The organism is Ruegeria sp. CE12, from assembly GCF_056537525.1.
This window is the reverse complement of record NZ_JBQFRS010000010.1, coordinates 1-12,739: the sequence shown is the minus strand read 5'-3', so window position 1 is coordinate 12,739 and position 12,739 is coordinate 1. Positions and strand designations below refer to the sequence as shown.

Annotated in this window: 12 protein-coding genes; 6 read left to right on the top strand and 6 right to left on the bottom strand. The window is 51.6% G+C overall.

The genetic code is table 11. The annotated features are described in order from the left end of the window. Window positions 1–168: 168 nt before the first annotated feature. Window positions 169–426, top strand: coding sequence for a hypothetical protein (locus tag ACR0IO_RS18640; RefSeq protein ID WP_480743559.1), 258 nt, complete (start codon window positions 169–171; stop codon window positions 424–426). A gap of 105 nt (window positions 427–531) precedes the next feature. Here ACR0IO_RS18640 and ACR0IO_RS18635 read toward each other — a convergent pair whose 3' ends face one another. The 5 genes from ACR0IO_RS18635 to ACR0IO_RS18615 all read right to left on the bottom strand — a co-directional run bounded on the left by ACR0IO_RS18635 (window position 532) and on the right by ACR0IO_RS18615 (window position 3,908). Continuing rightward, window positions 532–930 carry a DUF5681 domain-containing protein gene (locus ACR0IO_RS18635; RefSeq protein WP_480743557.1) on the bottom strand — a complete coding sequence of 133 codons (399 nt, stop codon included), beginning with the start codon at window positions 928–930 and terminating at the stop codon, window positions 532–534. Then, window positions 923–1,306, bottom strand: a complete 384-nt coding sequence (locus ACR0IO_RS18630) for a DUF5681 domain-containing protein (protein WP_480743554.1) — start codon at window positions 1,304–1,306, stop codon at window positions 923–925. The genes ACR0IO_RS18635 and ACR0IO_RS18630 overlap by 8 nt, the downstream gene beginning before the upstream one ends. Beyond that, entirely contained in the window at window positions 1,303–2,661 is a 1,359-nt protein-coding gene (locus ACR0IO_RS18625) for a site-specific DNA-methyltransferase (protein WP_480743552.1), read from the bottom strand. The genes ACR0IO_RS18630 and ACR0IO_RS18625 overlap by 4 nt, the downstream gene beginning before the upstream one ends. A 205-nt stretch (window positions 2,662–2,866) precedes the next feature. Then, window positions 2,867–3,319, bottom strand: a complete 453-nt coding sequence (locus ACR0IO_RS18620; protein WP_480743549.1) for a ParB N-terminal domain-containing protein — start codon at window positions 3,317–3,319, stop codon at window positions 2,867–2,869. 385 nt (window positions 3,320–3,704) lie between these two features. Continuing rightward, window positions 3,705–3,908, bottom strand: a complete 204-nt coding sequence (locus tag ACR0IO_RS18615) for a helix-turn-helix domain-containing protein (protein ID WP_170335516.1) — start codon at window positions 3,906–3,908, stop codon at window positions 3,705–3,707. A 121-nt stretch (window positions 3,909–4,029) separates the two neighbouring features. Between ACR0IO_RS18615 and ACR0IO_RS18610 the strand changes: the two genes are divergently transcribed. From ACR0IO_RS18610 to ACR0IO_RS18590, 5 genes are all read left to right on the top strand, one after another. Next, the gene (locus ACR0IO_RS18610; protein WP_480743547.1) at window positions 4,030–4,770 is read left to right on the top strand and encodes a hypothetical protein; all 741 of its coding nucleotides are present in this window, start codon (window positions 4,030–4,032) and stop codon (window positions 4,768–4,770) included. 256 nt (window positions 4,771–5,026) lie between these two features. Next, window positions 5,027–5,578, top strand: coding sequence for an HNH endonuclease (locus ACR0IO_RS18605; RefSeq protein ID WP_480743543.1), 552 nt, complete (start codon window positions 5,027–5,029; stop codon window positions 5,576–5,578). 265 nt (window positions 5,579–5,843) lie between these two features. Further along, a complete protein-coding gene (locus ACR0IO_RS18600) occupies window positions 5,844–6,071 on the top strand; it encodes a hypothetical protein (RefSeq protein WP_480743541.1) in 228 nt (75 codons plus the stop codon). A gap of 419 nt (window positions 6,072–6,490) precedes the next feature. Then, entirely contained in the window at window positions 6,491–7,684 is a 1,194-nt protein-coding gene (locus ACR0IO_RS18595) for a hypothetical protein (protein WP_480743539.1), read from the top strand. Beyond that, window positions 7,681–8,895, top strand: a complete 1,215-nt coding sequence (locus tag ACR0IO_RS18590) for a restriction endonuclease (protein ID WP_480743537.1) — start codon at window positions 7,681–7,683, stop codon at window positions 8,893–8,895. Before ACR0IO_RS18595 ends, ACR0IO_RS18590 begins: the two co-directional genes overlap by 4 nt. A gap of 525 nt (window positions 8,896–9,420) precedes the next feature. Here ACR0IO_RS18590 and ACR0IO_RS18585 read toward each other — a convergent pair. Continuing rightward, window positions 9,421–12,645, bottom strand: coding sequence for a calcium-binding protein (locus ACR0IO_RS18585; RefSeq protein WP_480743534.1), 3,225 nt, complete (start codon window positions 12,643–12,645; stop codon window positions 9,421–9,423). Window positions 12,646–12,739: the final 94 nt, after the last annotated feature.

Here is a 12,739-nt window from a genome sequence, read left to right as displayed (position 1 = left end):
TGCTCCCGCGCCTCAGATTTTCGCGGGGAATTTTTTTGTCACTATGGCGACCAGAGTCCCGCGAAGCAAGAACATTCTGGAAACATTGGAGTGAATCTGAAGTTAACGCAGGTTGGGAACTGAATATCGTCACGATGCTCAACCCGTTTTGCAACACACTCGAAGGCAGTGCAGAATTCGCTCGACTTCCATGGCCCGGCAAGCCGTACTGCAGTCATGGACGACGTAACCCGGGAACAGCTCAGTTTTGTTTTTGCCAAGCTGACGGGCAATCTGGAGGATGCGGCCACGCTGGCCCTGATGGGCCAGCACCCGCTGACAGATGCAGAAGAGGCCGGAGAGCTGATACGGTCCATTCAGGCCCTGCTGAACCACGCTGACGCCCGCATACGGGCCATAGAGCGACTGGCTGGCAGATATCGCTGATACCCGGTCGACACACCTGGGACTATGTTCGGCAGGGGCGGCGGGTATAACACCATCGCCCCTGATCCGAGCCGTGTCTGGACGCTAAATCAGTGGCAAAACTTTTCAGCTTGTATCAGCAGATGCGCGTCTGGCACCACTGACATCGACACCCATTTTTTCCAGCCTTGCGAGTATCTGTTCGCGGCGCTGTTTATCCTGGTTTTCTCTGGCATCCATTTCCGGCTGCACCTCCAGCATGATGTTGATCGCTTTGATCAGGGACGGCACGTGACCTTTGAGACCTTTTTTACAGAGCGCCTGGTAGGCAGCTTCATATCCGTCCAGCGACACAGTCCGGCCGTCAGGTGTGCGGGCTGCAACAGGCTCCGACAGGATCGCTGCAGCGTCTTTAACCAGATCGGAACGGGTTTTCGGCCGACCTTTCGGATTGCCGGACTGACCTTTCTTCCACTGGCTGGATTTTGGAGGTTTGCCATAGCCGATGTCGTAAGTGTCAGTCATTTCCACCTCCATCGTCGATGACATTGACACCCATCTTCCGGAGCGCTGTCAGGATCCGCTGCTTTTTCTCCTTCGGATCACACTCAGCAGCCTGAGCAGCACCAGCCTCTTCCAGGATACGCCGCTGCAGGTCCATGGCACGCCGGTCACCGGACAGAGCCAGCTCCCGCAGTTTGCGGATCAGGGCTTCGCTAATTGGCATCTGTTTCTCTGCACCCTTCGGCCTGACTTTGCGCTTCAGCACTTTTTGCGTCAGAGACAGAATATCATCCTGCTTTTTGGGCCGGCCTTTTGGATTGCCGGATTTCCCCTTTTTGAAGCGGCTGTGTTCAGGTGGGCGCATATAGCCCACCTGAGTTTTGGTCTGATCACTCATTCTGCAGCCTCCGTCGCCGGAGCCATAGCCTCTACAGCGCGATGAGCGGCCATCTCAGCATATGTCTCACCAGTGGAGGCCAGAACAGCTTGCTGCCCTGTCTGCGCCATAAATCGACGGCAGATAACATCACAATAGATCGGGTCGAGCTCCACCAGGCGGGCTCTGCGGCCAAAACGCTCTGCAGCTATCAGGGTCGTGCCGGATCCGCCAAAGCCATCCAGCACGAAATCACCGCGCCGAGTGACATCTCTGATCGCATCCGCCACCAGCGCCACCGGCTTAACCGTCGGGTGCAGTTCCAGATCTTTCTGATTTCCACCAAAGCTGTTCACTCCGGGATAATCCCAGACATTCGTCCGGTATCTGCCATTCTCACCAAGGCCAAAAGTATTGAGATGCGGAGCAGTTCCGACTTTCCAGACATAGATCAGTTCATGTCTCGACCGGTAAAACGCACCCATGCCGCCATTGGTCTTGGCCCAGACAATCAGATTTTTCAGCTCTGAATAGGTTTTGGATCCGGCTGACTGCAGCTCCGGCATGTGGCGCCAGTCCATGCAGACAAAGTGAATGGCACCGTCAACGCTGACACCCGCCATGGCTCCGAGCGACGCTTCCAAGAAGGCTGTAAAGGCACTGGCATCCATCTCACCGGCGGCCATAGCAAACTCACGGTGTTTCACGGCACCTGAGCCGCAGACATGACCATCTATTTTGACGTTGTAAGGCGGATCGGTAAACACAGCGCGCGCGCGATCATCGCCCATCAGGCGTGCATGTGTTTCTGGATCACGTGCATCGCCGCAGATCAGTCTGTGCGTACCAAGAATCCAGACATCACCGGGCTTCGTGATTCCCTGCTCTTCAGCAGGTTCAGGCACCTCATCGGCCGGGTCCGCTGTTTCTTCATCATCGTCATCCAGCAACAAATCCAGTTCGGCTGTTTCAAAGCCGGTAATTTCCAGATCAAAATCCAGCTCTAACTCATCCAGCGCCTGGAATTCGATTTTCAGGATGTCGCGATCCCAGCCGGCCAGTTCAGCCAGTCTGTTGTCAGCAATGACATAGGCACGCCGTTCTGCGTCCGACAGATGCGCAAGTTTAACTGTCGGTACCTCAGCAGTGCCAAGTCGTTTGGCTGCAGCAACGCGACCATGGCCGGCAATGATGCCGCCATTTTCGTCGATCAATGCAGGATTGGTGAAGCCAAACTGCCGGATCGACGCTGCAATCTGGTCAATCTGTTTGTCACTATGTGTCCGGGCATTGCCGGCATAGGGGATCAGATCATCCGTTTTGCGATAGACGATTTTCAGCCGGGTTTCCTCCGGCAGGGTTTTAATGTCAGCCATTTCGGGGCCTTTCAAATGCGCGCAGCCGGCTCGCCCTGACAGAGATCAGATCTCCGTTCGGAGAACCGGTCTGCGCTGTTTCAGGAAGAGGCCGGATCAACAGATCCGTGCGAAGGGCCGGAATCTTCCGGCACAAGATCGGCAGGCCCCCCACCGATCACTTCGCTTTGCGTTGTCGGAGCGCAGATGTCCGCGCTCCAACCAGTCAGACGGTCAGATTATCGCCCGCATCGCAGGGACTTTTGGCCACACATTCTATGATGTCGGCCAACGCACCAATTTGCTCTACGTCAGCGAGAAACAGATCACGATCCAAACGCAGAAGTTCAGTAAAGCGGATCAGTGATTTTGCATAAACTTTCAGATCTTCCGCACTGAACTCGTCAAGTCTGTAAGCAGAAATGACATCGCATCCGCGGCGGATCGCGGCTTTTACCAATCCGCTACCCGCAACTATCCTGTCTTCGTTGTCAATAAGAACTGGCGTCAAGACACTCCTGGATCTCAAGCATTGCTCAAACCGGGACACCTCTTCTTCCGTCGGTTTTGCAGACAGAAGATGATTGTCGACAAGAGAGTTTGGATTCACATTAAAGCGCCTGTCGATAAGACTGTGATGCGACGTGAGCGCATTTCGATTTGCGTCATTCTCTTTCATCGGGACTCCTTTCCCATAATAGTCGTGCACGCCCGAAGCCGTGACACAAAAAAACCGCACCGCCTGAGCAGCACAGCAGTTGACGTGATGTATGGGAGGCCGGACTAACATCGGTAAGTCCTATGCGAAGGGCCGCTGGCGCAGCGTGAGAGAGGAAGACCTCCGAACCTTCTCACTTCGCAATCATTTAGCAGCATCGTACTTACAGATTCGCCCCACGTGCGGCAAGAAATTTCTGACACCTGAAGGAAAATTTATTCAATAATACTAAACGTTTAAACGCCGTGCCTTCAAATTTCCCTGAGGAATCAAGGCACTGGACAAGCCCCGAAACGGCACCAGCCTGCACCCAAAAGAAAGCCACGGAGCCTTCCGGCAACATTGATTAGTCCAGCAACTCTCCACAGGGTACACCAAGCGCCACGGCAATCTTGTCCACCACTTCAATCGTAGGATTTCTGGCGCCGCGCTCGAGATCACTGATGTAGGTTCTGTGGATGCCGGACTGATGCGCAAGTTCTTCCTGCGACCAGTCTTTCGACCGGCGCAGACGCCGCATGTTTCCACTAAGACGATCCCGAACATCCATGTAGCCCAATGGCCCGGGATGTCGCCAATCCGTCTACAGACGATCAGTGACATTTTGTGTTGACTTCCATTTTGCAGCGAGCATTTGTCGATGTCACTGAACGACGACAAAAGGAATTGATATGTTGATTTCAGAGACAGCGGCCGGCGAACTTCGGGCGACAATTGAAGGACAGGCAAAACAGCTCGCGGACCACGTCATCAAAACCGGGCTGAAACCGTTGCCCCTGCCCGGGGAGTTCTTCTACGCCTCCCTGCCGCTATGTGTAATTGATGCGGTGTTTTCGATTGGCGTCACATACACCTCTACCGCAAACGCGGTGGCCCGGTTTTGCGAACGCCAGGGCTGGACGATGTCGTTGGCGCCGGATGCGCCTCGCTCAACCGGCGAGCACACCATCAGTGAGTTTCTGGCGCTGTTTGATGGCCTGACTCCGGAGCAGATGGCTGGCACCCTCTTCGGCAACAGGCAACGCACATCCACCCGCTCGGGCATTCTGAAAGCGGAAGCGGTTCGTCAGTTTGCCGCAGCTTTGAAGAAAATCAGGATCGAAGATTTCGGGGACTTGACCGATACCCGGCTAACAACGGTCGAAAAACAGGTCCGCGGCATTCCGGGTCAGGGAAGCGGGATTTCATTCGACTACTTTCGGATGCTCGCGGGCAATGACAACCTGATCAAACCGGACCGGATGGTTCAGCGCTACATCGCTAAGGCGGTGAACACGAAACCCGAGCGTGTCACCCCGGAGTTTGCCAGATCAATATTGCAGAATGCGGTTCCCAATCTGGCTGAGCGCGGTTTCGCCTGGACTCCTCGGCAACTGGATTACGCGATCTGGACCTGGGAACGAACGCGTTGACGCGACTGCACCTTGCCGTCAGCTAACAGGCCTCGAGTTCGTACCCCAATTCGCCCCGACCTCGGAACCCTGCGCTGTGAAGCGCGCGCCATACACGTGGGGGGGCGAACAGGTACAGCCGAAGCTCGATTGTTGGGTGAGGATGGCGACAGAATTTGATTTGCAAGAAACTGCATTCAAATCATTGAAACTTTTTGAAAAATCGTGCTTTGGTACCAACAATCTATAGTTAAACGTGTTGAGATTTGGGAACGACATGAAGGCGGATAAAATTAAGAAATATCTCAAAGCCTCAAGGATTATGGCCCGAAAAAGTACATTCTCAGGCGCATTTGCATCTGCGATTGCATCATTCGACAAATACTCTAGCGAAGCGGTTGCTGTAGCCCTTCGCGATCTTGGACAAGATCCCGAAGCTGATCTTGAATGCACATATTGTGGAGCAGACGCTGCGACTTGGGACCATGTCTTCAATTTAGTATTGGACGGAGAGTACTCAGGTTATGGCCACCAAATTAGAAATTTGGTGCCGTGCTGCCGCTCGTGCAACGAGAGTAAAGGCAAGAAGCACTGGCGCGTGTTTTTAGACCAGCAAGATCCAAGCGACAAAGGAAAACGTATCGCACGTATGGAAAAGTTCCTTGATAGTGAAGCTGCTGCACCGATTACAATGCAAGACATTCAATTGTCGGCGCCGGCTGAGTTAGATCGATTTCACGCAGTGCGGAAAGAGGTTTTTCGACTTCTGACAGAGGCTGATAATCTTGCGGCAGAAATACGCCGTAAGACTGCTAGAAAATCGACATAACCGAGAAGAGAATAGCTTGACTAAACCCAGAGAAATAGCAGGTTTGATCTTTTTTTTCGGCTTGGAGGCGACTTAAGGCTTCTCTGCTTCGAGCCCGAAGCTGCCCTTGATCCCACTTCCGCCTTTCGCTCGTGCAGCGGTCCGCAAACTGCACAAAGCTGTCGTTCACAGTCCGGGGCCGGATGACTGGCGAGCGGACTTTGCTGCCATTGAAACATGAGCAAACTTTGCGCAAAGTTATTCAAACAAAATTCAGGGCCTCACTATGACACAGGATCAAAGCGTTGCCGTTGTCGCCATGTCGATGCTTGGAACGTATGGAGTATTGTTGGCATTTTCTCCGCGATATCGGGCTGATACGGTAAAGATATTCCACTTGGAAAAGTCGATGTTGCGCGTCGCGATTGAAAACCCTTTGGCAACACTTGCACATTTTCTATCGTTCGTTTTGCCAGTCTACTACGTGATGGGCTTGCCAATATACCATCCGTAGCTCTGGGCTCGTAGCCGACACTCGTGCACGCCAATCCGAACTTTCGAAAGGTGCACTTCACGGTCAACTGACTGTCAACAGGCATAGTGCATCAATTTTTTTGACTGCTCTGCATGTAAGCCTTTCGGCCAGCTACATGAGGTAAAACTAAGATTCTTCCTAAAAATGAACCGCCACACCTGTGTCTTCCCGCAGGCTAGAAAAGTAAGTAGACATCGCGATTGGCGTAGTGGGATTTGGTGAGAAAATTGCAATATACATGTGTTAAGTGCTTACAATTAATAATTTTTCTGATTAGTTTCCGCTGTGAGTAGAACAATGGTAGGAATCCAAAAGGGATGGAAGCAAAAACTAAAGGAGCGTGGCTACTTGCTCAATCCAAAAGCCTTGACGCATACTCTGGCGCTGGGACTGCGAGGTTGGAAAACATTTCGTATTCTGGCAAGATTGGGCGCCTGTACAATTTGCTTCGCCGACAATCAGATGCAGAGAACACCTTCACAATCTCCAGCGAGACCGTGAGCAACGCTTGTCATCTAAACGATATTGATAAGCCTTCGCGGCAAATGGGGCTCAAAATCCTAAAGGATGCGGGTAGGATTGACGTTTCAGAGAATGGGGCGGTTGCAGTATTAGGCGCAACAACTCAAGCGGTACTGGAAACAACGGTCGAAGTTTTTGAGGCGCAAAATCCATCTCATGACGAGTTGGCAATTTTGGACCTTTCAGAACATGTTTCTGACAAGCCGATGAAACGCTCGGAAGCAGAGGAGTACATCTCCGACACCCATAGGCTTGGGCAGCAAGCAGCAACCTCGCTCGTTGACTTGTCGAGGGCAACGGCGTTGATAGACGAGGAGGGTGAGCCTGGGCACAGCTTGCTGTTTAACTCGCATACATTTCGCGACGGGCAATACGCTAAAAAGGCACATAAAGTGCTCGAAGATCTAAAGACAGATGAGCGTGCGCGTCTGAGTGAAGTACATGAGAAGTTGGAACAACAGGGCGCGTTGTACGATGTCGATGTTCAGGAAATGCTTGGTTTCGAGCTCTACAAGCGGCTCATCAGCGTAGGCTTGTTCGACCGTATGGAGGTGAGCAACAGTACCGAGTCCGTTGGGTACGTGGCATCCCCCAATGATTTTCAGAAATTCGGTCGGCCATTCGAGGAAGACCCCATTGATGATGCAAAGGCTTTAATCGCGTCACTAACATATGGGCAGACTCGCAGTAACTATACTCGAGGAAGAATCACTATGCCGGAAGACCTCATCAAAGCACTCATAAGAGGAGATGAGCTGGCTGCTCGTGCCGGTGGCATCCGTGCGATAGGCGAGGATTATCGCGAGCTAGAAGCTCGTCAAGTTGTCGAAGTTATTGAACGTCGCCGCGGCCGGTTCACTATGCGGCTACTAAAGAAAGACGTTGGTGAACTTGCTTTAACAATCGTCCGAGGTGGTGCCGCAGCCCAAGAGGCAGTACTACTGGATGGCTCGCCGGCGAGAGCGTTTAAGGGTCCCCATGCGGCGAGAACGGAGGTACGTATGAGGAATGAAATTGCAGACAAGCGATTTGTACATGAAACGCTGAACCGCTTAAGAAGTGGAGTTTGAGTTTGTTGGCTAAGGGTGCAGGACTTGAGGAACTAGCTAGGGCGTATTTTGCTCGTCAAGGCTACGTTGCGATTCGAGGCGCTTGGATACACTTCGAAGACGAAGAGGTCACGGATGTTGACGTTTGGCTTTATGGGCGTCAAGGGACCGTCGGTCGCTCTCGGGCACTAGTCGACGTTAAGGATAAAAAATCGCCGAAAGCACTCGAACGCGTCATGTGGTCCCGTGGAATGCAGCTTGCGCTCGACTGTGATCAAGCATTCGTAACTACAACAGATAATAGCCAGAAAGTCGCCCGCTTCGCTCGCCAACAGAAAGTCTCGCTACTGACTGCGGCATTTCTTCGGTCCTCGGTTGGTGAAAACTTTCTTAAGGACCGCCTAAGCCTTGAAGAGCTCGAGGGTAGCATTAGCCTCATTGCTGGTCATAAGCAGGACGGTGATTGGATAAGACAATTAAATTTCGGCAAGTCTGCCGTTGTAAGCTTAGCTCCTTTTCCAGCCTTCAATAGAGCGATTAATTCATTTCGTTTTTTCTCTGAACGCGCGGCAACTCGACCGCAGCATCGCGAGCAAGCACTTCGTGGCGCATATCTTTCAGCATCATTTGCATGCATAGCACTGGATTCCGCACTCGATAAACTTGCTTTCGAGCAGCCGCAAGTTCGTCATCAAATGCTGTATTCAGGGGTTACATATGGCGACTCTGGCGATAGCCGAGTGAAGAAAAGCATAGATACGGTGTTATCTGTAATTTCTGAGGGTGTGAATAACGGTCGCGTCATCGCGCGACAGGCAAGTGACGCTTTGGATCATATGTTCACTTCGCTTCGTGCCGAAATAATTGCAGAGTTTTTTGTCAAAGAACAAAATAGCGCTCTTCTCTTCAAGGTCGCTCGCGAGTTAGAAGGGCGAGCTCATGCCCGAAGCCGAACCGTTTTGGCCGGACTCAGTGTTGAAGCAAAGTCGGTCTTAGGTGTGTTCGCCGACTTTGTGGGCGCGAAGCGACCAGCGCTCTTTAGTGGCGAATTCGAGGTTGCTCCTAATTTTGCTTCTGCACCTGACACCGCGACCAACGCACTTCCAGAGAAGTCAGTTAAAACTTCAGAAAAAAGATCGCCTGCCACAGTTGCCCAAGACGACAGTAAATCGACAGAGCGGGTTTCGAAAAAAAGGTCGAGTAAACTTGACCAGAATCCTAAGCTACTGTGATGGAGGACTTTGGATCTACGTTAGTATTTAGAAGCTAGGTTTCAAAAACTTATGCATGCACTACAATCGCATCTGTCGAATCGTCCTCAGCGATTGGGTCATCTCGTATGATACATGGCGCTGCTTTTTTCCAGACAGAAAGATTGGCCCTTCAGATAAACTCGGTAAAGTCAGTTCGCTGCGCAAAGCTGCCGTTAGTGAGTTAGACTCTCGCAATGCAGCAAACGTCCGCTTAGTGGCCGACAACATCAGTTGCTTCGAGCCTGAGCAAACCTTCATCGGTGAGGATGTCTTGCCCATCGTGGGTCGCGACAGCATCTACATTGAGCTAGGTGCCGTCGGTCTCCCTCATCTTGAACTTGAAGCTTACGCTCGGTCAGCGCCTGCTCAACACACAGTTAAACCTGACACATAGTTGCCGGGTTTTTATCAACACGGCTGTCTCAGAAGGAGAAGTCAGGCCCCAAATTCAATTAATGGAGCCTGAGCTGTCTCTATTTTTGGACTGACAAATAACTCGATTGATCAGAACAGGAAATCATCCACTGTCAGAGCACTGCTATTGACCCCGGACAATGTAATTGTTCCGTGCCCTGCGATATCCACTTCAGAATCGTTTCCATTCTGAGTGATTACGAGGTCGTCAAAACCAAGACCCACAATGTCGACACGGATAAGGTCACTTCCGTCAGCAAAGTCCGTTATAGTGTCATTGCCAAACGATGTCTCAAAGACAAACTCATCGGCACCGCCACCGCCGGTCAGAACGTCGTTACCTGCGCCTCCGTTAATAACATCGTTTGTCGAGAACCCGATTATCGTATCTTCACCCGAACCGCCACTCAGCGCTTTGTCACGGATTTGCTGCCCGTTGAGAACGGTACCGTCAGCGAACTGGATCAGCTCCATATCATAGAGATCACTCCTGAAGTGGTCGATGACTGTCACCGTTTCACCATTGCTCAGTGTGATAACTAGGTCCTGGCCGGCATTCTGAGAAAAGGTGACATCTCCAGCATTCACATCGGTGAAGGTCAGCTTGTCATTGATACTGCTGCCGTGGCTCTTGTCCCAGATCGAATACGAGCCATCGCCCTGTGTGTGGACATAGTTTTCGGCATAATAAGAGCCACCCACCGCACCTGAAGCTTTCTGGTCAGCCACAGTCTTGTCCCTGATTTGCTGGCCGTCGAACACGGTACCGTCAGCGAATTGAATCAACTCCATATCGTACCGGTCACTGCTGAAATGGTCGATGATTGTTACTGTCTCGCCATTGCTCAGTGTGATGACCAGATCCTTACCCGAATTCTGAGAAAAGGTGACATCCCCGGCATTCACATCGGTGAAGGTCAGCTTGTCATTGATACTGCTGCCGTGGCTCTTGTCCCAGATCGTATACGAGCCATCCCCCTGTGTATGTACATAGTTTTCGGCGAAGTTCGATCCTCTAACTGCACCTGAAGCTTTCTGATCGGCGACCGATTTGTCGCGGATCTGCTGGCTGTTGAGTACGGTTCCATCGGCGAATTGAATAAGCTCAATGTCGTATCGATCACTGCTGAAATGATCGATGATTGTCACTGTCTCGCCGTTGCTCAGCGCGATGACCAGATCCTGGCCCGCATTCTGAGAGAAAGTGACATCCCCGGCATTCAAATCGGTGAAGGTCAACTTGTCGTTGATGCTGCTGTTGTGGCTCTTGTCGTAGATCACATCAGACCCATCGCCGAGGTTGTAGATGTATTCATCTTTCCCCACGCCACCGGTAATGTTGTCGTTCCCCTTGCCGCCAATGATGACGTTGCCGTCCTGACCGCCAACAATAGAGTCGTTTCCGCCGTGCCCAACCAGGTATCCTTTGCCGGATGCTGACAGGGTATTGGCGTCGTCGGTACCGACCGCAATATCATATTCAACACCATGGACGAGCTGCAGATAGAATTCGGAGAGCTTATCAAGACCTGCTGCTTGCATGGCAGTTTGCAACAAAACATCTGCGTCGGCATGGTTTTTACTGAAATCAACTTGCATTAACCTAATCGCAGCTGCGGCATTGCTTGCAGTGATGTTGCCTGCATCAACGGCGCTTTGAAGCCCAGAAAGTACATCTGCCAAATCTGCACTAACCGTTTCATTGGAAGCCGAAATCACTTCCATTATATCGGAAAGAGCTTTCAGCGGATGGTCTTCGGCCGACATCAACTCAAGCGCGTCACTTGCGGTCGGGGCCTGCTCTATGAAACGTATCGCAAACCTTTGGACAAGTTCTTCGAAGGCTTCTTTTAGATCTTCTCCCTGTCTCAGCCCGGGGTTCACGTCGACACCGCCTGCAAAGCCAGAGCCAACCAGCTTTTCCATTAGTTCAAGATGGCGAGCGTCGACATGAATACCACGGCTTGCTGGGTCCACGTCGTTCACACCTGCCCATTTCAGAAGGAAATCCTCAAATGCGGCGAAGAAACTACTTACATCACCGTTCGACAATTGCTCTAATAAACTGTGAGCTTGGGCGCGTAGGTCCTGATCCAGAGAATAGGCAACAATTGAGGATGCCACCTCGCCTGAGCCGGACAACACCGGAAGAATGAATGCTTCCGAATGGTGTGTAAAACCATCGGGTAATATCGGGGTGGTGGATCCGGTATCTGTTGCAAAGAACGCATCCGCAATCACGCCTGTTGTTCCGTCGGCCCAGGTGAAACTGCTTTCCCAAAGAACTTCGTTTCCAGCCACCTCATAGTCTGTCGCAGTGGCGTTAACTGAAATCGAAGTTATTCCTGCTTCAGTCAAGCTGCGTGTTTCATTCTCCTGATTGACGCCGTCCCCGTTGAGGTCTTGCCAAATCAACAAATCATCAAAAACAGCGTCATTGGCATCGATGACACCGTCACCATTGTCATCATACTCAGCAAGCGCAAGGAAGCCATGATCATGGCCGGTTTGGTCCCCAAAGAGTTCAGAACCATTTTCGATACGGCCATCACCATCAACATCCAACGCAAGCAATGCGTCGTCCGGCGCAACCCACCCCGTCGCTTCAGCAAACCCGTTTACGTCAAGATCAAAAAATGTTGACGTACCATTAAGCGACGTAAGTTCTATACCATCTCCGTCCAAATCAAGAACGAGAGGAGACGATACGGGGTTTTTAACAACCGGAATCACATCCTCGCCCGGATTATCGCAAGGGTCTGGCAGGTGATCTTCTATGTAATCTCTAATGGCATTTGCCGCTTTCTCGGCTCCTCCCTCAAATTCCTTGATACCGTCCAGCAGTGCTTTGGCCGCATCCCCTGCTGCTGCAGCTTTTGCCGGATCTTTCGTAAAGTCTTTCATGGCCCTTTCGACGTCAGATTTTATGGTGTCAGAGTTGTAAGTACCCTTGGTACCGTTAGGTAGGGTAAACGTAACCTCATCACCACTAATCGTGATTGTTGACGAACCGAGTGGAATATCGCCAAGGCTTATATTGAAGCCGCCTTCTCCTGAAATACTCGTACCATACGGGTTTCCACCCTTGTCAAAGCTCATTTCTCCGCGAAGCCCCCCGAATCCGGGCGCGCTAACAGAACCACCCACAACAATTACGTTGTTCATCCCAGTTGCCATTCTCGCATCTAAGTCGATAGGAAACTTAATTTTCGTCAACTTTTCAATCGCGTTGGCAATCGGGTTGAGGCTAACCGGATTGATGCCCAGACCAAGGGGACTGTAGAAACCAGGTATGGGATAATTTTCACAAGACATTAGTTATTCCTTTTGTTCCTCAAATGACAGTTCTCTCAAAACGCGAAAGCCAGCTACAGACGACCTGTTTTTGGGATCAGGACCCGCGCGGGCG

What these genes read in the sequence shown, in the direction of transcription:
- ACR0IO_RS18610 (WP_480743547.1), top strand. Translation starts at nt 4,030, where the DNA reads ATGTTGATTTCAGAGACAGCGGCCGGCGAACTTCGGGCGACAATTGAA.
- ACR0IO_RS18585 (WP_480743534.1), bottom strand. Translation starts at nt 12,645, where the DNA reads ATGTCTTGTGAAAATTATCCCATACCTGGTTTCTACAGTCCCCTTGGT.
- ACR0IO_RS18635 (WP_480743557.1), bottom strand. Translation starts at nt 930, where the DNA reads ATGACTGACACTTACGACATCGGCTATGGCAAACCTCCAAAATCCAGC.
- ACR0IO_RS18620 (WP_480743549.1), bottom strand. Translation starts at nt 3,319, where the DNA reads ATGAAAGAGAATGACGCAAATCGAAATGCGCTCACGTCGCATCACAGT.
- ACR0IO_RS18615 (WP_170335516.1), bottom strand. Translation starts at nt 3,908, where the DNA reads ATGGATGTTCGGGATCGTCTTAGTGGAAACATGCGGCGTCTGCGCCGG.
- ACR0IO_RS18605 (WP_480743543.1), top strand. Translation starts at nt 5,027, where the DNA reads ATGAAGGCGGATAAAATTAAGAAATATCTCAAAGCCTCAAGGATTATG.
- ACR0IO_RS18625 (WP_480743552.1), bottom strand. Translation starts at nt 2,661, where the DNA reads ATGGCTGACATTAAAACCCTGCCGGAGGAAACCCGGCTGAAAATCGTC.
- ACR0IO_RS18600 (WP_480743541.1), top strand. Translation starts at nt 5,844, where the DNA reads ATGACACAGGATCAAAGCGTTGCCGTTGTCGCCATGTCGATGCTTGGA.
- ACR0IO_RS18630 (WP_480743554.1), bottom strand. Translation starts at nt 1,306, where the DNA reads ATGAGTGATCAGACCAAAACTCAGGTGGGCTATATGCGCCCACCTGAA.